This is a genomic window from Mixta sp. (assembly GCF_024610815.1).
In the GTDB taxonomy this organism is placed as follows: domain Bacteria; phylum Pseudomonadota; class Gammaproteobacteria; order Enterobacterales; family Enterobacteriaceae; genus Mixta; species Mixta calida.
Map to the genome: position 1 here is coordinate 13,396 of NZ_JANION010000083.1, position 18,280 is coordinate 31,675.

Sequence of the window (18,280 nt, forward strand, 5' to 3'; positions counted from 1 at the left end):
GCCTTGTCCTGAGTATGAAGATCTTGATTATTTTGTGCAGGGAATAACTGAAGGCTAATCGGCAGGCGGATCATAAAACTTTAACAATAATTCACTTTCACGGGCCGGTTTTCCGACCCGCTGCACAACGCTAGCGCGCCGGCGTCTGAAAGCGCTGGCGCAGCCACTGGCTAAGCTCCGTGACCGCGCGCGGCACGCGAGCAGCCCAGGGTCGAACGATCCAGATATGGCTGGCGAAGGCGCCCATAATACGCCACTGCGGCAGCAGCTGACGCAACCTTCCTTCCGCCAGCGCCTGACGTGCGCTGAAATCCGGCAGCATCGCAATCCCCAGCCCGTCCAGCGCCGCATCGCGGATCGATTCGCTGTTATTAGTGGCGAACGGGCCGCGCACTTCGACCACGATCTCCCGCTGCGGCTGCGCCGGATCGCTAAAGCGCCAGCGCGGCGGCTCGGTGCCGCGCGGGTAGTAAAGGCAGTCGTGACGGCTGAGATCCTGCGGGTGCTGCGGTTCACCGTGCGCCGCCAGCCAGGCGGGCGACGCCACCAGCAGCGCCTGAGTGTCGCACAATAGCTGGGCGACATGGGTTTCCGGCAGCGCGTTGCTGTGGCGGATGGCCAGATCGAACCCTTCGCTGGCGAGCGAAACCAGCCGGTCGGTCACTTCCAGCTGGATGCGCACCTGCGGATGCAGGCGCAAAAAATCGCGGATATGCGGCTGCAACTGCTGACGGGCAAAGGCGACCGGCGCCGTGATGCGCACCCGTCCGCGCAGCGGCCCGCTGCTGTCGCGCACGGCGTAGAAGCTCTGTTCAATCTCGGCGAAGGGCACGCGCAGCTCCTGTACCAGCTTCTCTCCCGCCTCGGTCAGCCGCACGCTGCGCGTGGTGCGCAGTACCAGCGGCACGCCCGCCAGCGTTTCCAGCTCTTTAATCTTCTGGCTCATCGCCGCCTTGCTGACTTCAAGCCGCTCCGCCGCGCGGGTAAAGCTGCCCTGTTCCGCCAGCACCGTCAGCCAGTGCAGATGCAGCCAGAGCGCGTCCGTTTTCAGTTTCATCACAATTGTTCAAAATAGTAAACAATGCGTTCAACTATACCGCTTTTTCTTCCGTTGAGAAGCGGCCAGGATAGAGGCCAAAGAGAGGCTTAACGGGAGAAAACCATGCCGCTGCTGCAATTCGATTTGATTGAAGGCCGTTCGGAACGTGAACTAAAAACCTTGCTCGACGCGGCGCATCGGGCGGTGCTGGCGGCATTTAAGGTGCCGGAGCGCGACCGCTACCAGATTGTTCATGAAAACAAACGCTATCAGATGGTGTTTGAAGATACCGGCCTCGGCCTGACGCGCAGCGATAACCTGGTAATGGTACGTGTCTATACCAGCCCACGCAGCAGCGAACAGAAGCAGCGGTTTATGGCCGAACTGGCGCGCGAGCTGGAGAGCTGCTGCGGCGTGCGCGGCAGCGATGTGATGATCAGCTTTATCACCAACGACAAAGGCGACTGGAGCTTCGCCAATGGCGTGGCGCAGTACCTGACCGGCGACCTGTAACGGCCGCGCGGTTTTACAGAAAAATATCGATCCAGGTCACATATATGGACTTTATGCGGCCCATTTTTTGCCCTCTCCTCCCACGGCGAAAATAATTGCAGGAGCAAGCCGTTAACGCTGAGCCAGCGCATCCTGCGGCTGGCGGAGGAGGAAAAAATGCGGAAACAGGAAGTGGTGGTGAAGCGCAATCGGGAAGAGAAGCTCGCCGCGCTGCGCCAGCGCAATCGCGCGCCGGTGCTGATTGTCGGCGGCGGCATCAATGGCATCAGTACCTTTCGCGAACTGGCGTTGCAGGGCGTGCCGGTGGTGCTGGTGGAAAAAGATGACTGGTGCCAGGCGGCCAGCGGCGCGCTGTCGCGTATGATCCACGGCGGCCTGCGCTATCTGGAAACCGGCGAGTTCGATTTAGTGAAAGAGTCGGTGCAGGAGCGCGACCGGCTGCTAAAAAATGCCCCTCATTACGTCTCTCCCCTGCGCACCACGGTGCCCATCGATAGCTGGGGCGGCGGCCTGGTCAACGCCAGCAAACGCTTCTTACGCCTGGGCGAACAGCCAACGCGACGCGGCGCGCTGCTGATCAAAACCGGCCTGTCGCTCTACGATTTTTATACCCGTCAGCAGGGCAATATGCCGCGTCATCGGCTCAACAACACGGCGGAAACCCGTACTCGCTGGCCCGGCTTCGCCGACTGGGTAAGATACAGCGCCACCTACTATGACGCCTGGATCAAAGCGCCGGAGCGGCTGGGCGTGGAGCTGGTGCTGGATGCGGAAAACAGCAACGCCGCAGCGCTGGCGCTGAACTACGTCAGCCTGGTGGAGAGCGACGGCGAGCGGGTAACGCTGCGCGACAATCTCACCAACGCGATTTTCACCCTTGAGCCGCATGTGATCGTCAACGCCACCGGCGCCTGGATCGACAAGATCAACCACAGCCTGCTGCCGGCGGATCCACCGAAGCTTATCGGCGGCACGAAAGGATCGCACCTGATCATCGACAGCCCGGCGCTGCTGGCCGAACTGCGCGACGAAATGGTCTATTACGAAAATCAGGACGGACGCGTCTGCATTATGTTCCCCTGGTACGGCAAGGTGCTGGTCGGTTCGACCGATATTCGCGTCGACGACCCGGACGATATCGCCTGCTCCGCAGAGGAACAGCGCTATATTCTTGAGTCGCTGCGCTTTATCTTCCCGCATATCGACGTCACCGACGACGACGTGATCTACACCTTTGCGGGCGTGCGTCCGCTGCCCGCCAGCGACACCGAAGTGAGCGGCCGCATCACGCGTAACCATTCGCTGGTTTACTTTCCGCCTGACGCCACGCGCGATTTTTCCGTGCTGAACCTGGTAGGCGGCAAATGGACCACCTTCCGCCGTTTCGGCGAACAGGCAGCGGATCGGGTGCTGCGGCTTCTGGGCGAGAAACGTCTGCGTTCTACCGAAAATATGGCGATCGGCGGCGGGCGCAATTTTCCCTGCCCGGAACGCCGCGCCAGCTGGATCCGCGAGCTGAGCGCCAAATATCAGCTACCGGAGAGCCGCATCGATCGGCTGGTGGAGCGCTACGGCACGCGTGCCGGGCCGCTGCTGCGCCAAATCGCCGCGAACGATGAGCAGCCGTTGCAGCATCACGCCGACTACAGTGATACCGAGCTGCGCTGGCTGATTAAGGAGGAACAGGTGGTGATGCTGGAAGACCTGCTGCTGCGCCGCACCGCGCTCGGCATCTCCGGCCAGCTGACGCCGCCGCTGATGGCGGAAATCGCACACCTGATGGCGCAGGAGATGGGCTGGAACGATGCCTGTCGCCAGCAGCAGCTGGAACGGACCCTTTCCCGCCTGGCGCGTCTGCACGGCGTCTCCGGGCTTCGTTTAGCCTCCTCTTCTCAATCCGCAGAAGAGATGCAGGTCGTTTAGCCGTAAAGCCTGTTAGCGTTATTTTTTACTGCTGATGCTCAGCGTTTTATCAGATGCCTCTACCGCTACCGGTTTCTGGCGCAACTTTGACCCGGTGCGCGACGTCCCGCCGTCCGACGCACCCTTTCTCCGAAGCGCCAGCGCATATTCACAAAGCTGCCGCTGCACGTTCAGCCCGCTCAATGTCTGAATTTGCGCGCTGCGCGCCACAGTTGTGATATGGCGTATTGCAGGGATGTGACAGTCAGGATAGATTGAAAAAATTCTGCTCTCCCCTGTCATAAAAGCGATTCTGGCGCGCGATAGCCGCCCGCTTGCGCATGAGGAAATTTCGTTGTCTGAACTCTTTTCAGTCATCCTGTTTGTGGCGTCGATTGTTATTTACGCCTGTAAAGCCGGACGCAATACCTTTTGGTATCTGGCGCTGCTGCTGGTGCTTGGCCTGTTTATCATTCTTAACGCCACCCTGTACGCCAGTAACTACTTCACCGGCGAAGGGATTAACGATGCGGTGCTCTATACCCTGACCAACAGTCTGACCGGCGCAGGCGTCAGCAAATATGTGCTGCCCGGCATCGGACTGGTGCTGGCGCTGTTTCTGGTCTTTTGCCTGCTTTCCTGGCTGCTGCGGCGACGCGGCGATCGGCCGCACCATTTCGGCTACAGCCTGCTGGCGCTGCTGCTGGCGCTCAGCTCGATTAAAACCACGCCCGCCTTTCAGCAGGTGGTCGATCTGCTCGGCTCGCAGAGCCGCGTCGGCGATTCCGACTTCGCGCAGTGGTATCACGTGCCGCAAAAGCAGATCGCCAAACCGACGCTGAACCTGGTCTATATCTATGGCGAAAGCCTGGAGCGCACCTGGTTCGACGAACAGGCATTTCCCGGCCTGGCGCCGGAGCTGAGCCGCCTGAAACAGCAGCAGGCGCTCGATTTCTCACAGACCGAGCAGCTGCCCGGCACCGAATACACCATCGCCGGGATGGTCGCCTCGCAGTGCGGCATTCCGCTGTTCGCCCCCTTTGAAGGCAACGCCTCGGCATCGCTCTCCAGCTTCTTCCCGCAGAATATCTGCCTGGGCGACATCCTGAAAAACTCCGGCTATCAGACATATTTTATGCAGGGTGCCGATCTGCGCTTCGCTGGCAAAGATACCTTTTTGAAGTCGCACGGCATCGATCATCTGTACGGCTTGCAGGAGTTGAAAGATCAGGTCGCCGATCCAGCCTACCGCAATAACTGGGGCTTCTATGACGATACGGTAATGGATGAGGTATGGCAGAAGTTCGAGCAGCTGTCGCAGCAGAAACAGCCTTTCGCCCTGTTTACCCTGACGGTCGACACCCATCACCCGGACGGCTTTATCTCGCGCAGCTGCGATCGTAAAAGCTACAGCTATGAAGGCAAACCGAACCAGTCGTTCAGCGCCGTCGCCTGTAGTCAGCAGCACGTGGCGCGCCTGATAGAACGCATTCTCGCGTCGCCGTGGGCGAAAAATACCCTGATTGTGGTCTCGTCCGATCACCTGGCGATGAACAATACCGCATGGAAATACCTGAATGCCCATCAGCGCGACAACCTGTTTATGGTGATTCGCGGCGACCGCGCGCAGCCGCAGCTGTTGACGATGAAGCGCAGCTCGCTGGATAACGGCGCCACCGTGCTGGATCTGCTCGGCGGCGACAAGGCGATAGGCCTTGGACGCAGCTCCCTCTCGGATCGGTCGCTGTCGGATCAGTTCGATATGAAGAAAAAGGTGCTGACATGGAAACCGGACGTTATCCAGCTGTGGGGCTTCCCGAAACGTATCGACCGCTTTAGCGTCGACCGCGAGAAAAACAGCATCAGCTTCTCCGGCGCGCATTTCAGCCTGCCGTTGCTGCTCAAAATTAGCAAAGATAAAGTCGAGCCGCTGCCGGAAGGGGAATATGCCGCGCCGCTGCGCTATCAGCTGGCCGATTTCGCCGCCGATGAGAAATTCGTCTGGGTCGACCGCTGCTTTAAAATGGCGCGGCTGTGGCAGCCGACGCTGGCGCTCTCAACCGACCTCTGCGTGGCGCAGGGCCAGCTTGGCGCGCAGCCGCAGGTAGAACGCATCGACAGCGCGAACTGGCAGGGCGAAGTGCGTATCCCCCAGCAGAAGCTGGATGCGCTGCGCCATCAGCAAAATGTGGCCGCGCTGAAGATCGCCGATAACGATATTCGCTACGAGGCGGATAGCTTTAAGCTCGACGTGCCGGGCGCGCCGCTGGCGGTGAAGCAGTTCAGCGGCATTTCCCGGCCGGAAGCCTGGGGCCGCTGGTCCAACGCTAACCTCGCGCCGGAAGTGACGATCGATTACGTCAAACCGCTGCCGCCGCGTTTCGATCTGGTGATCCGCGCCAAAGCTTTTGGCCCCAATGCGCAGCGCCCGATTCCGGTGCGCGTCGGCGACCAGCAGCAGACCATGACGCTGGGCCATGAGGTGAGTACCGTGACGCTGCACTTCACCAACCCCAACGGCAGCAGCCAGCTGGTGATTATGCCGCCGGAACCGCAGCTCTCTAACGAGGGTAATATCATTGGTCAGGATCCGCGCAAGCTGGGTATCGGCATGGTGGAAATCAAAGTGGTGCCGGTAGCCGGTTAGTCGGGTTAAATAACAAAAGGGAGCGGACAACCGCTCCCTTTTTTATTGGCCTTCATACCGCGCTTACGCAAAACGTTCTACCGTTTGCCGCAGATTGAGCGGCCTGTTCAGCGCGGCGCCGGGCCGGTCGAGCCGCGTCGGATGTAGCGCGTTTCAAACGCAGGCATCGGGCCGGGATCCTGGCCGCGGATCTGGGCGATAATACGCCGCGCCGCCTCGCAGCCCATTTCATACACCGGCTGCGCAATCACCGACAGCGGCGGCGAGACGATCTCCGTCCAGGGGAAATTATCGTACATCACAAACGACAGATCCTGCGGGATGCGCAGGCCGCGCAGATGAAACTCGCGCATCAGCGACTGGGCGATCAGACTGTCAGAGGCGATCACCGCCGTCGGCGGCGCGGCATCGGCGAACAGCTCTTCAACGATACGCGCCACCGCCGCGTCGTCCAGCGCGTTGGGCTTGATTAGCGTCGGCGCGAAGGGCACCTCCGCCACGCGAAACGCCTGCTCCATACCGGCGATACGCTGGGCCACTGGCGTCAGCCCCATGTCTTCCGGGCTGCGGTAAGGCTCCGCGCAGTTCATGCTGGTGACGTAAGCGATGCGGCGGTGCCCCGCTTCCAGCAACTCCTGCGTCGCCTGCTGCGCCGTACGGGTGAAATCGACGCCGATCACCTCCACATCCATGTCATATACCGCACGATCGAATAAAGTCAGCGCCCTGCCCTCCGCCAGCACCTGCGCCAGATGCGGGTTGTGGCTGGCGGCGGAGCTACAAGGCGCGACGATAATGCCGTCGACCCGCTTTTCCAGCATGACGCGCACCGCTTCCTGCTCAATCGCCACCTGTTCGTCGCTGTTGCTAAGGATGACGTGGTAGCCCGCCTCGCGCGCCACATCGGAAATGCCGCGCAGCGCCAGGCCGAAATGGGGGTTCTCAATATCGCCGACGATAACGCCCAGGGTATTGGAACGCCCGGTGTTCATGCTGCGCGCCAGCTCGTTAGGGCGATAGCCGAGGCGCTCTGCCGCCGCCTGCACGCGCGTCATGACCTCCTCGCTAACGGCGCCGTAACCGCCCAGCGCCCTGGCCGCCTGCGCTTTAGAAACCTTCGCCTCGCGCGCCACGTCGGCGGTCGTCGGGGCTTTCATTCGCATATTTGTACTTGTCATAATTAATTCGAATCACAGGTTGAAGGTTCGATCATTGACGACTCAGAAAGGCTGTGCTTAATATCACTGTAACTGATTTGAGACCGGTCTCACAACGACTCTTCTCCATAATCAGCACCTGCATTGAGACCGGTCTCATACTAATTAAACGACCCCGGTTTCAATAGTCGTTGATGTTTTAACAACAAAAACGGACTACTTATGAAATCGCACAACATCCTGTTCAAAATGGCCGTCGCGCTTATCGCCTCGGCCTCCATCGCGACTCTCTCTACCCGCGCCGCCGCCGCGGACGACAATCCCTACGGCCTGATTGAACCCGGTCATATGCGGGTCGCCAGTCTGGGCGATGCAAAACCCTACACCTTTACCGATGCTTCAGGCAATTTTACCGGCTTCGATATTGAATTCTTTACTAACGTCGCCCATCGCCTTGGCGTTAAGCAGGTCGATTTTATCGGTCAGGATTTTTCCGGCATTCTGCCCGCGGTCGCTAACGGGCAGTATGACGCTGGCGTCGCGGCGATCGGCATTACGCCGGAGCGCGCCAAAACCGTCGATTTTACCACCGGCTATCTGGCGGGTTACCTGACGGTGCTGACCCGCAGCGATACTGGCATCAAGGATGTCGGCACGCTGGCGAAACGCCGTATGGGTGTGGTGCAGGGCACATTGCAAGAGAGCTATGCGGTGAAACACTTCCCGCAGACCGATCTGGTGCGCTTCCCCGACAACAACGCCGCCATCTCTTCCCTGAATAATGGCACGCTGGACGCCGTCTTCCTCGATTTCGAGGCGGCCAAAAGCTATGCCGCTCGCTTCAAACTGGTCCACGCGGCCGATATCCCGTCGTTTGACGCGCCCGCTGGCTTCGCCATTGCGAAACAGAAGCCCGCGCTGAAAGCGGCGCTGGATAAAGCCATCACCGACGCCATGCAGGACGGCACCTGGAAACGCCTCTATGAGAAGTGGTTCCCAGGCTCGCCGATGCCGAAACAGTACCTGCCCGGCGCGCAGTAATACCGCCTTCTCAGAAACCAGCCTGTTCCACCGGGCGGGGATAGTTGCGTCCCGCCCCTGAAAAAAGCGAGTGCTTACTATGGACCTGTTCGAGATTCTGTCGCGGACCTTCTTCGATTTCCCGTCGATGATGGCCGTTTTTCCCCAGCTGCTGGGGACCGGTTTAATCAATACCCTGATCATCTCTCTGGCCGCTACCGTGCTGGGCACCAGCTTCGGCCTGCTGCTGGCGCTGATGGCGATCTCGCCGTCACGCTGGCTGCGCCTGCCAGCGCGCATCTATACCGATCTGTTTCGCGGCCTGCCGTCGATTTTAACTATCCTGCTGATCGGCCAGGGCCTGGCGCGCTTTAGCTATCAGCTGTTCGGCCCAACGCCCTACCCGCTCGGCATCTTCGCCCTCAGCCTGATCGCCAGCGCCTATATGGGGGAAATATTTCGCTCCGGCATTCAGAGCGTCGATAAAGGCCAGCTGGAAGCCTGCCGCGCGCTCGGCATGAGCTACGGCCGCGCCATGGCGCTGATCATCATTCCGCAGGGCATTCGTCGCGTGCTGCCAGCGGTGGTGAACCAGTTTATCTCGATCATCAAAGATTCCTCGCTGGTCTACCTGCTGGGGCTGATGGTGGGCCAGCGCGAACTGTTCCGCGTCGGCCAGGACGCCGCGGTGCTGACCGGCAACCTCTCGCCGTTGATGCTGGCAGGGATGTTCTATCTGGTGATCACGGTACCGATGACTCATCTGGTTAATACCATCGACGAGCGTTACCGCACCGGCCGCCGCCGCGCCAGCGCGCCGCAGAGCGGCCTGAAAGAGCTGGATGAAGTGCAGCAGAGCACGCCTCCGCTGAAGCCCGGCCGCACGGCCCCTCTCTCCACCCATCGGGAGCAACAGTATGCTGAATAACGCCTTAGCTGTGGATACCACGCAGGAGCCCGCCTTTCACGGCGCCACGCTGGAGCTGCGCAACCTGACGCTGGCCTATGGCGACGTCGAGGTGCTGCGCAACGTCTCGCTGCATATTCCGGCGGGCAGCACCACCTGCATTATCGGCCCGTCCGGGTCGGGCAAATCGACGCTGCTGCGCGGCATCAACCGGCTACACGAGCCGAAAACCGGCGATGTGCTGCTGGCGGGCCGCTCGGTACTGAAAGAGAAGCCGGACGCGCTGCGCCTGCGCATCGGCATGGTGTTTCAGCACTTTAATCTGTTTCCCGACCACACCGCGCTGCAAAACGTGGCGCTGGCGCCGTGGAAAATTAAAAAGCTGCCGAAGCAGCAGGCGCTGGAGATCGCCCGGCTGCGGCTGGACGAGGTGGGGCTGACGCAGCGCGCCGATCATCGGCCGCGCGATCTCTCTGGCGGTCAGCAGCAGCGCGTGGCGATCGCCAGAGCGCTGGCGATGGACCCGGAGGTAATGCTGTTCGACGAGGCGACCTCGGCGCTCGACCCGGAACTGGTGAAAGGAGTCCTGAATCTGATGGCCGATCTCTGTCAGCGCGGAATGACGATGGTGGTGGTCACGCATGAGATGGGCTTCGCGCGTAAGGTGGCCGACCAGGTGGTATTTATGGACGAAGGCGAGATCGTCGAGAGCGGCACGCCGGAAGCGATCTTTGAACGTCCCCGCTCGGCGCGCCTGCGCCGCTTCTTATCGGAGGTGCTCTGATGCCCTTGCTGCAAGGAAAGATCCGCACGGCGGTCGTGGGGTTCGGCATATCCGGCCAGGTATTTCACGCGCCGCTGCTGGCCGCCGATCCGCACTTTGCGCTGACGGCGATTGTCACCGCCGACGCGGAACGGCGCAGGCTGGCGCAGCAGCGCTATCCGCAGGCGCGGCTGGTGGAGAGCTGGCCGCAGCTGCTGGCGCTGATTGACTCGGGCGAGCTGCGGCTCGATCTGATCGTGCTCGGCACGCCGCCGGAAGGGCATCGCGCGCAGGCGGAGGCGGCTATCGCCCGCGGCCTGCATCTGGCGATCGATAAGCCTTTTGTCGCCAACAGCCGCGACGGCGAAGCGCTGATCGCCGCCGCGCAGGCGGCGGGCACGCTGCTGACGGTATTTCAGAACCGACGCTGGGACGGCGATTTTCTGACGGTGCGCAGGCTGCTTAGCCAGCAAGCGCTGGGCGAAGTGCGCAGCTTTGAATCGCGTTTTGAGTGGTGGCGCCCGCAGGGCTTCGGCAACTGGCGCGACCGCGCCAACGTGGCGGAAGGCGGCGGCCTGCTGCTCGATCTCGGCAGCCATCTTATCGATCAGGCGTTACAGCTGTTCGGCCCGGTGACGGAAAGCTATGCCGAACTGGCGCGCCATACCCTGCCCGCGCAGTCGGATGCGGATGAGGAAAGCTTCGTTTCGCTGCTGCACGCAAACGGCATACGCACCCGGCTGTGGATGAACGGACTCGCCGCCCGTCAGGGGCCGCGCTTTCATCTGCTGGGCAGCCGCGCAGGTTTTACCAAGTGGGGACTGGATAACCAGGAGCCCCTGCTTGCAGCTGGCATGACGCCGTTGGACGCGCGGTACGGTATAGAGGAGGCCAGCCGCTGGGGGACGCTGACCCGCGATGGCGAAAATAAGCCTGTTGAAACCGAGCGCGGCGATTACCTCGCCTTTTACCGCCTGCTGGCCAATGCGCTGCTGGAGGGCGGCCCGCCGCCGGTGGACGCCGCCGAATCGCTGGCGGCGCTGCGCCTGATTGAAGATTTGCATACCCGTTACGCCGTCCGCAACGCCTGAGGCGGCCCCTATTCAATCTGTTACCTGAACAAGGAACCACCCTATGTCTTTGCAGAAAAATGAAAAAATCGTCGCCGTGATCGGCGGCGGCGCGATTGGCGTTTCCAGCGCGGTGCATCTGCTGCGCCAGGGCGCGCAGGTGGTGTTGATTACCGAAGCGGAGCTGTGTTCCGGCGCCTCTGGCCGCTCGCTATCCTGGCTCAATTCCGCTGGCGAGCGCGCGCGTGAATATCATGCGCTGCGTATGGCGGGCATCGATCGCTACCGCACGCTGTTCGCGCAACATCCCGATCTTCCGTGGCTGCGCTTTGACGGCGGCCTCTACTGGGCGGCGGACGACGATCGCGGCACGCACGCGCGCCACGCCCTGGAAAGCGCGCACGGCTACGATTCGAAGCTGGTCGGCCCGGAAACCGTCGGCGGCTGCGCGCGCAATATCGCGCCGGAGGCGATGGCCGACAAGGCGATTTTCAACCCCGGCGAAGGCTGGGTCAGCCTGCCGCACCTGATCGGCTGGTTGATGGAGGAGTTTCATCAGCGCGGCGGCAGGCTGATAGAGCATGCCGGTAAAGCCGCAGTGAAAACCGACGCCGCCGGACGCGCCTGCGGCGTCGCCACGGCGCTGGCAGGCGAGATTGATGCCGACGCGGTGCTGGTCGCCTGCGGCCCGCAAACCCCGGACGTGGTGGCGCCGCTGGGCGTGAAGATTCCCAACGGATCGCCGGTATCGATGTTGGTCACGACCGATCCCATCGATACGCCGGTAGATGTGGTGATGAACACGCCGCGCGCCGCGATACGTCCGAATCCGGGCGCGACGCTGGCGATCGATCATGACTGGTATGAGGAACATATTCGCCGCGCCGCAGACGGACAGTACACCATCCCGGAAGCGGTGGTAGAGGAGCTGGTACAGGAGGCGAGCAAGCTGATCGCCGGCCGGCCAGCGCTGCGCGCCAGCGGCTGGAAAGCGGGTCTGAAGCCGATTCCGGGCGACGGCAATCCGGTTTTCGGTGAACTGAAAAAGGCGCCGGGCTGCTTCGTCGCCTTTACCCACTCAGGCGCGACGCTGGCGCTGATCGCCGGCGAGCTGCTGGCGGATGAGATTATCAGCGGCGAGCCCCACCCGATGTTCGCCACCTTCCGCGCCGAACGCTTTAGCCAGGCGTAACCGTTGAAACCGGGGCGGCCTGCCTGCCCCGGCGACGCGGTGCGCTGTGGTAGCTCCGCCTCGCCCGACGCGCTAAAAGCCAGAAACGACAGCGGCCAGACGCCGATAAAGCGCTGGCCGCAAACAGCTGGTTTCCCGTTATGACTTAGTGAAAGAAGATATCGCCCGATTTCGCCTTCACGATCTTTCCTTCGCCTTTAGTGATCAGCACATAGTTGCCGCCCATGTAGGTCCAGTGGCTATCCGCCTCCGGGGCAGGCAGGTGACGTTTTTGCCACTCGGTGATCTCATAAGTCTTGCTGCGATATTTTTCCGGCACCGTATCGCCAATCGTGTATCGCCGGGAATCGCTAAAGAACTCGGTGACTTCGTACGGCTCTTTTGGCGCCTGCGCGGCGTCCGGCGGCGTTTCAGCCTGCGGCCGGGTTTGCGTCGGGTCCTGCGGCATGGCGCTTTCCGGCGCGCCCTGAGTTGGGTCCTGCTGGTTCTGCTGGTCCGGCGTCTGCGGCACCGGCTGCGCCGGATTCGCTGGCGTTTGTTCCGGCGCCGGCTGTCCCGGATTGCCCTGCGTCTGCGGCGCCGACTGAATCGGATTTTCCTGCGTTTGCGCCGGGTCCGTAGCCTGCTCGCCTTCCGCATAGGCGACAGAAGTGAATGCCAACGCGCTAATCAATGCGCCCGAAAATAAAAGTTTGTGAGTGTTACGCATGGTTTCTCCTGTTATCCCTGCCCCGCTGTTACGGGCGCTTATTTTAGTGACAACAAATTACCCTTGGTTACGTCAACAGTCTCAACATTTATTGTGAACTTTAATGTTTTTCGCTACAGGCTGATCATTATTTCAACAACCGCTCTACCGCAGGCACCCGTATGTGTCACTTTTCCTTACCTGGCATATGGTTATTTCGTTTTCGCTGTGTAAAAATCATATTTTTCAATGCAAAAGGAACTGCAAAAATGACCCAAACAGCATCCCGCTGCCTGTTTACCGAAGGCAGCATTACCCTTCCCGAAGGCTATCTGGATCAGACCGCTAACCTGTTCAGAACGGCAAACATCGCCGCCCCCACTTATACCATATCGCGCGATCGGCTGCCGCCGGGCATGACGTTGCAAGACTATATCAGCGGCCAGCTGGCGTTAATGCAAAAGCATCTGCCGAACTGGCAGACGAAGCAGCGCGACAGCGCACGGTTGGGGAAACAAGAGATCGAGGGAGAGCGGATCGTCACCACCTTCCAGCGCGAGGGTCGCCCCATCGCACAGCAGCAGGCGATATTCATGCTGAACGCATCGCAGATTCTGGTGTTTACCCAGACTAAAAACGGCGCGCTGACCGACGAGGAATGCGCGCAGTTTTCCGCGCTGCTTGCCAGCTTTACGCCAACCGCCTGATCTCCACAGGCTCGATGCATCCGCGTCGGCCTGTGCTGCCGCAACCTTAACGCGGGCGGCGCAGGCTGGCCGCACCTTCAGCGGGAAGGCGCCATCCTTCCCTTTTTAGCTTTTGCGCGAACAGCAGACGATATAGTTCATTTGTCGCCGCTGAGAGCGGAAATAGCGGAACATCCCAACAAAGCGCCGTCTGTTTTCACGGTTTTTCAGCCCGTTAAAAATAATTTTCAGCGTTCTCAGCACGCCTTCATCTTTTAACATGCCGCGCGGCGACATCAGCGTCATCGGGCCGTGATGCGTCGCTACCTGGCTAAAGCCATTTTGATAAAACAGCGCCTGCCATTCGGGCTGCGTCATTGGGCTGACGTTCGATTTCACCACCTGTTGCAGCTGCGTATCCGCCTGCGCTTCCAGCTCGCCGCGCGTCAGCATAATATCGTGCGTCAGCAAACAGCCGCCGGGTTTCAGTACGCGATAATATTCGCGCACCAGTCGCTGTTTGGCCTTATCGGCATACATAGTGAGCATCGCTTCGTTAATCACCACGTCAAAGCTGTTATCCGGGAAAGGAAGATGGTGAGCGTTAGCTTCGCTCAGCTGGATGCGGTCGGCGAGACCGGCGGCGTCAACGTTTTCCTGCGCCTTGCGCAGCGCCTGCTTGTCCATATCCACGGCGTGAACCCGGCAGCCGAAGCGGGAAACCAGCTCGATAGAGGTAGTGCCCATATTGCAGGCGATCTCCAGCACCTGGCTTTCGGCGGTAAATCCGGCCTGCGCAAACAGCCATTCGGTCGCGTCCGCGCCGCCGGGGCGCAGCCGGGTTTTGCCCAGGCTCGCCAGAAAAGTATGCCCCGCTTTATTACTGTCAGACATGATGACCTCGCGCCAAGTTAAGTTGCATTAATTATGCAACTTTAGAGAAGCGAAGTTAAGCCGGAAGCCGCCCTCTCCGGCTGCGGAAAGGGCGGGCGGCATTAATAATCAAACTGGCGGTAGTAGCGGCGGATATTCAGGTCGTGGCCGGTATATTTTTCAAAGTGCGCCGCCAGTCGATCCACCAGCAGCGTGGAGGCGACGCAGGGCGCCATAATCCAGCGGTACGCTTCGTCAATGCCGCTCAGACGGTAGTCGCGCGGATCGATCACGACGACGTGGTCGCTGATTTTACGGGCGAACGCCTCGACGCGATCGTCCAGCGTGCGGCATTTGCCTTCGCCTTTCACCAGGAACAGCGGCACCTCTTTTTCCAGCAGCTCCAGCGTGCCGTGGAAAAACTCCGCCGAGCTGACCGATTTGGTGCGCTTCCACTGCATCTCCTCCAGAATGCACATCGAAAAGAGGTAGACTTCGCCCCACATCTCCGCGCCGCCGATCCACATCATATAGTCGCTGGCGTGATACTGGCGGGCAATGGCGTCGGCGCGATCGTTAAAGTCGCGCTTGGCCTGCAACAGGTTTTCCGGCAGCTGTTCCAGCTGGCTGGCGAAGCGGTCGTAGTCGGCAAATTCGCCGTTCAGCGCCACCAGGCGGAAGAACAGCCAGTAGAGCAGCATATATTCAAACTCGACGCCGTTTTTATGGCGCATCGGAATATGCCAGCTGGCGGCGGCGGCCAGCGGCGAATCGGCGTTTTTGGTAATGGCGACAACGCGAATGCCCTGCGCCTTGCACCATTCGGCTATCGCCACTGACTCTTTGGTGTCGCCCGATTTCGACAGGGTAATCACCACCGAATCCTTGCTCAGCTTTTTATTGCCTTTCGCGATCAGCTCCGCCGCCTGCTCCACGTAGACCGGCAGCGCAGTGCACTCTTTGGCGAACTCATTGATGGCCATCATCGGCGCCAGCGAGCCGCCGACCGAAGCGAAAAAGAGGTTGCTGAAGCCCGTCTGATGAATGGTTTCCGCCACCTGTTCGGCGATTTCGCGCGCAGCGATGATCTCACGAGTACTGGTCAGGTACTCGTCCTGATTAAAACCCAACATATTATTTCTCCTGAGGAATGATTAGATTTTGCTTTGCAGCACCTTGTCGAAATCGTCAAAAATCCGCACGCCTAAATCGATGCCCTTCAGCGTGGCGACGCGGTACGCCATGATCTGCACCGGCACAATCAGCAGCAGCGGCGCGAGCAAGGGATCGAGAGGGAAATCGAGCGCCAGCGTGGTTTCATCGCCGTCGCCCTGCGCGCTAAGGGTCAGCGCGGCCCGAACGTGCGGACGCATATAGTTGCGCAGCGCCGCGCTGCGTGAGTTGGGCGCATCTTCAATAAACAGCAGCAGATGGCTGGCGTTCGCCTCCAGATAGGGGCCGTGCATATAGGCTTCCAGCTCAAAGCCGCTGGAGGGGCAACGCACGGTTTCAGTGAACTTGGTCTCAAACTCCTGCGCCACGCCAGCGAGCGCGCCGTAGCCGATGGCGACATAGCGCGTCGCCTGCGCCAGCAGCGTCTGATGGCGATCGATAAATGCGTCGGTGCGGCGCATCGTCTCCGGCAGATAGCGCGTCAGCGCGCGCAGCGACTGAAGCAGACTCTCCCGCCGCGCGGCGCCAAGTTCGCCCTGCGCTTCGCCGATCATCATCGCCATCAGCAGCAGGTTCAGCACCGTGGCGCTGAAGCCGACGGTAACGAATCCCACCGGCTCAATGCCGCAGTTGATGTCCAGCAGCGCATCCGCCTCGCGCGCCAGCGGGCTGTGCGGATCGGATGTCAGGCTCCAGACCTGTCGTCCCGCCGCCTGCGCCTTGCGCTGCGCCTGTAGCGTGGAGTGGCTTTTTCCGCTCTGCGACAGGGCGACGATCCAGTCAGCCTGCTCGTCCAGCCGCTCGTAGTGGGTAAAGGGGTACGGCTCTTTAATCTCCACCTGCACCCCGGCCCACTGGCTGAAGGCGAACGCGGCGCACTGGGCGGCGTTCATCGACGAACCGGTAGCGAGGATCAGCAGGCGTCGCACCGGCCCCTGCGCCAGCCGCTGCCGCACCGGCGCCAGCGTCGTTTCATATTCGTTCAGTATGCGCGCCAGAATTTCCGGCTCGCTTTCGATACAGTGCATCATGGTGACCGACATGCTTTTCTCCTCAGAACAGACCAATCCAGGACCCCAGGATGCCGACCACCGCCATCCCGCCAATAATCGCCAGCGGCTGCACCTTTTTCCCCAGCAGCCAGTAAACGATGCCGAAGCTCAGCAGCGGCAACAGACAGGGCATAATGTCGTTGATGATCGACTGCACCTCGGTTTTCGCCTCGCCCGTGCCGAAGGTAATGGGAATGGTGATATCGATCATCGAGGCGGTCATCGCGCCGACCACCATCAGGCCGATGATCGACGCGCCGTAAGTGACGCTCTCCATCATGCCGCTCTGCTGGATGCGCTGTAGCACGCCGGTGCCCAGCACGTACCCCCAGCGGGTAAAGAGCCAGCGCACCAGGATGTGCGGAATATTGAAAATCAGCACAAACAGGATCGGCCCAAGAATATTGCCCTTCAGCGCCAGGCTGGTGCCGATGCCGGTAGCGATCAGCCGCAGCGTGCCCCAGAAGAAGGAGTCGCCCAGCCCTGCCAGCGGTCCCATCAGCGACGCCTTCACGTTATCGATCGAGGCGCTGTCCATGCCGCCGCCGCTGCGGTTTTTCTCCTCCATCGCCGCGGTGATGCCGAGGATCAGCGTCACGATATGCGGCGTGGTGTTGAAGAACACCAGGTGGCGCTTCAGCGCGCTGACCAGATCTTCATGGCGCGTATAGAGCTTTTTCAGCACCGGCATCAGCGCGTAGACAAACGCCAGGTTCATCTGCCGCTCATAGTTCCAGGAGAACTCCATCTGGAAAGAGCGCCAGAACACGCGGCGCAGATCGCGCGGGGTGATGGTCGGCTCCGTCGGGTTTTCGTTGTCAGAAATCATCTTCGTCATTCTCAACTCCCTGCGCCGTCGAGGCGCGTTGCACAGGCTGATGCGTCACGTTGACCATCACCACCGCGGCGATAGCGCCCAGAATGGCGATGCCGGTAACCGGAATTTTCAGGTAGGCCATCAGCGCGAAGCCGAGGAAAAACCAGGGCGCTACCTTTTTATTGATCAGCAGCCGCGCCAGCATCGCAAAGCCGAGCGCCGGAATGATGCCGGTCGCCACGCTCAGCCCGTGTTTAATAAATTCGGGGATGGCGTCGAGCAGGCTTTTCACCGCGCCGCTGCCGACAAGGAATGAAACGGTGACGATGGTCGCCAGCATCAGCGACAGGCCGAACCCCGCCAGCAGATGCATGCGTTCGATGCCGCCGGTATCGCCCCGCTCCGCATAGACGTCCGCCTTGTGGCTGAGCGTGGGAATAAACAGCCCCAGATAGACGTTTTTCAACACCAGCGTCAGGGTGGCGATCGGCAGGCCGAGCAGCAGCGCCGTCTCGGTGCCTGCGCCGGAGGTGATGGCGAAGGCGACGCCGAGAATGCCGCCGGTCACCACATCGGGCGGAATCGACGCGCCGACCGAAAACGAGCCGATAAACGCCAGCTCCAGCGTCGCGCCCATTATCACCCCGGTTTGCACGTCGCCCAGCACCAGCCCGGTCAGCAGGCCGGTGACGATGGGCCGCGAGAGCAGCGAAGTGCCGAGCGCATATTCGGACTGAGCGATAAACGCCACCAGCCCCAGCAGAAGTGCCTCTGTCATGGT

The 18,280-nt window shown here is 60.8% G+C and carries 17 protein-coding genes; 9 read left to right on the forward strand and 8 right to left on the reverse strand.

What is annotated here, in order from left to right:
* Window positions 1–130: 130 nt before the first annotated feature.
* Window positions 131–1,060 (reverse strand): LysR family transcriptional regulator, encoded by a 930-nt coding sequence (locus MYY08_RS05400; protein ID WP_288013678.1) that lies wholly within the window; start codon window positions 1,058–1,060, stop codon window positions 131–133.
* Window positions 1,061–1,162: 102 nt separating this feature from the next.
* Between MYY08_RS05400 and MYY08_RS05405 the strand changes: the two genes are divergently transcribed.
* The 3 genes from MYY08_RS05405 to opgB all read left to right on the forward strand — a co-directional run bounded on the left by MYY08_RS05405 (window position 1,163) and on the right by opgB (window position 6,101).
* Complete coding sequence (locus MYY08_RS05405) at window positions 1,163–1,552, forward strand: tautomerase family protein (RefSeq protein WP_038628551.1); 390 nt, start codon at window positions 1,163–1,165, stop codon at window positions 1,550–1,552.
* A 156-nt stretch (window positions 1,553–1,708) separates the two neighbouring features.
* Window positions 1,709–3,475: a glycerol-3-phosphate dehydrogenase/oxidase gene (locus MYY08_RS05410; protein ID WP_038628553.1), complete on the forward strand. Its 1,767-nt coding sequence runs from the start codon at window positions 1,709–1,711 to the stop codon at window positions 3,473–3,475.
* A gap of 334 nt (window positions 3,476–3,809) precedes the next feature.
* A complete protein-coding gene (gene opgB / locus MYY08_RS05415; RefSeq protein WP_288013681.1) occupies window positions 3,810–6,101 on the forward strand; it encodes a phosphatidylglycerol--membrane-oligosaccharide glycerophosphotransferase in 2,292 nt (763 codons plus the stop codon).
* A gap of 107 nt (window positions 6,102–6,208) precedes the next feature.
* On the opposite strand, the gene MYY08_RS05420 is transcribed toward opgB, so the two are convergent.
* Window positions 6,209–7,279, reverse strand: a complete 1,071-nt coding sequence (locus MYY08_RS05420; RefSeq protein ID WP_084971335.1) for a LacI family DNA-binding transcriptional regulator — start codon at window positions 7,277–7,279, stop codon at window positions 6,209–6,211.
* 201 nt (window positions 7,280–7,480) lie between these two features.
* Here MYY08_RS05420 and MYY08_RS05425 point away from each other — a divergent pair, with 201 nt between their 5' ends.
* The 5 genes from MYY08_RS05425 (at window position 7,481) to MYY08_RS05445 (ending at window position 12,210) form a co-directional block, all read left to right on the forward strand.
* Window positions 7,481–8,299, forward strand: a complete 819-nt coding sequence (locus MYY08_RS05425; protein ID WP_038628560.1) for an ABC transporter substrate-binding protein — start codon at window positions 7,481–7,483, stop codon at window positions 8,297–8,299.
* A gap of 79 nt (window positions 8,300–8,378) precedes the next feature.
* Entirely contained in the window at window positions 8,379–9,206 is an 828-nt protein-coding gene (locus tag MYY08_RS05430) for an amino acid ABC transporter permease (RefSeq protein ID WP_038628562.1), read from the forward strand.
* The gene (locus MYY08_RS05435) at window positions 9,196–9,969 is read left to right on the forward strand and encodes an amino acid ABC transporter ATP-binding protein (RefSeq protein WP_052133955.1); all 774 of its coding nucleotides are present in this window, start codon (window positions 9,196–9,198) and stop codon (window positions 9,967–9,969) included. The genes MYY08_RS05430 and MYY08_RS05435 overlap by 11 nt, the downstream gene beginning before the upstream one ends.
* Entirely contained in the window at window positions 9,969–11,039 is a 1,071-nt protein-coding gene (locus tag MYY08_RS05440) for a Gfo/Idh/MocA family protein (RefSeq protein ID WP_288013689.1), read from the forward strand. Before MYY08_RS05435 ends, MYY08_RS05440 begins: the two co-directional genes overlap by 1 nt.
* 43 nt (window positions 11,040–11,082) lie before the next feature.
* Window positions 11,083–12,210, forward strand: coding sequence for an NAD(P)/FAD-dependent oxidoreductase (locus MYY08_RS05445; RefSeq protein WP_038628566.1), 1,128 nt, complete (start codon window positions 11,083–11,085; stop codon window positions 12,208–12,210).
* A 145-nt stretch (window positions 12,211–12,355) separates the two neighbouring features.
* Here MYY08_RS05445 and MYY08_RS05450 read toward each other — a convergent pair whose 3' ends face one another.
* Window positions 12,356–12,919, reverse strand: a complete 564-nt coding sequence (locus MYY08_RS05450) for an RcnB family protein (protein ID WP_038628568.1) — start codon at window positions 12,917–12,919, stop codon at window positions 12,356–12,358.
* A gap of 248 nt (window positions 12,920–13,167) precedes the next feature.
* Here MYY08_RS05450 and MYY08_RS05455 point away from each other — a divergent pair, with 248 nt between their 5' ends.
* Window positions 13,168–13,605: a DcrB-related protein gene (locus tag MYY08_RS05455; RefSeq protein ID WP_038628570.1), complete on the forward strand. Its 438-nt coding sequence runs from the start codon at window positions 13,168–13,170 to the stop codon at window positions 13,603–13,605.
* Window positions 13,606–13,710: 105 nt separating this feature from the next.
* On the opposite strand, the gene MYY08_RS05460 is transcribed toward MYY08_RS05455, so the two are convergent.
* From MYY08_RS05460 to MYY08_RS05480, 5 genes are all read right to left on the reverse strand, one after another.
* Window positions 13,711–14,478 (reverse strand): class I SAM-dependent methyltransferase, encoded by a 768-nt coding sequence (locus MYY08_RS05460; protein ID WP_038628572.1) that lies wholly within the window; start codon window positions 14,476–14,478, stop codon window positions 13,711–13,713.
* 101 nt (window positions 14,479–14,579) lie between these two features.
* Window positions 14,580–15,590, reverse strand: a complete 1,011-nt coding sequence (locus MYY08_RS05465; protein WP_038628574.1) for an SIS domain-containing protein — start codon at window positions 15,588–15,590, stop codon at window positions 14,580–14,582.
* A gap of 21 nt (window positions 15,591–15,611) precedes the next feature.
* Window positions 15,612–16,673, reverse strand: coding sequence for an SIS domain-containing protein (locus MYY08_RS05470; RefSeq protein ID WP_038628576.1), 1,062 nt, complete (start codon window positions 16,671–16,673; stop codon window positions 15,612–15,614).
* Between the two features lie 10 nt (window positions 16,674–16,683).
* The gene (locus MYY08_RS05475) at window positions 16,684–17,520 is read right to left on the reverse strand and encodes a PTS system mannose/fructose/sorbose family transporter subunit IID (protein ID WP_038628578.1); all 837 of its coding nucleotides are present in this window, start codon (window positions 17,518–17,520) and stop codon (window positions 16,684–16,686) included.
* Window positions 17,501–18,277: a PTS mannose/fructose/sorbose/N-acetylgalactosamine transporter subunit IIC gene (locus MYY08_RS05480; protein WP_038628580.1), complete on the reverse strand. Its 777-nt coding sequence runs from the start codon at window positions 18,275–18,277 to the stop codon at window positions 17,501–17,503. Before MYY08_RS05480 ends, MYY08_RS05475 begins: the two co-directional genes overlap by 20 nt.
* Between the last annotated feature and the right edge of the window lie 3 nt (window positions 18,278–18,280).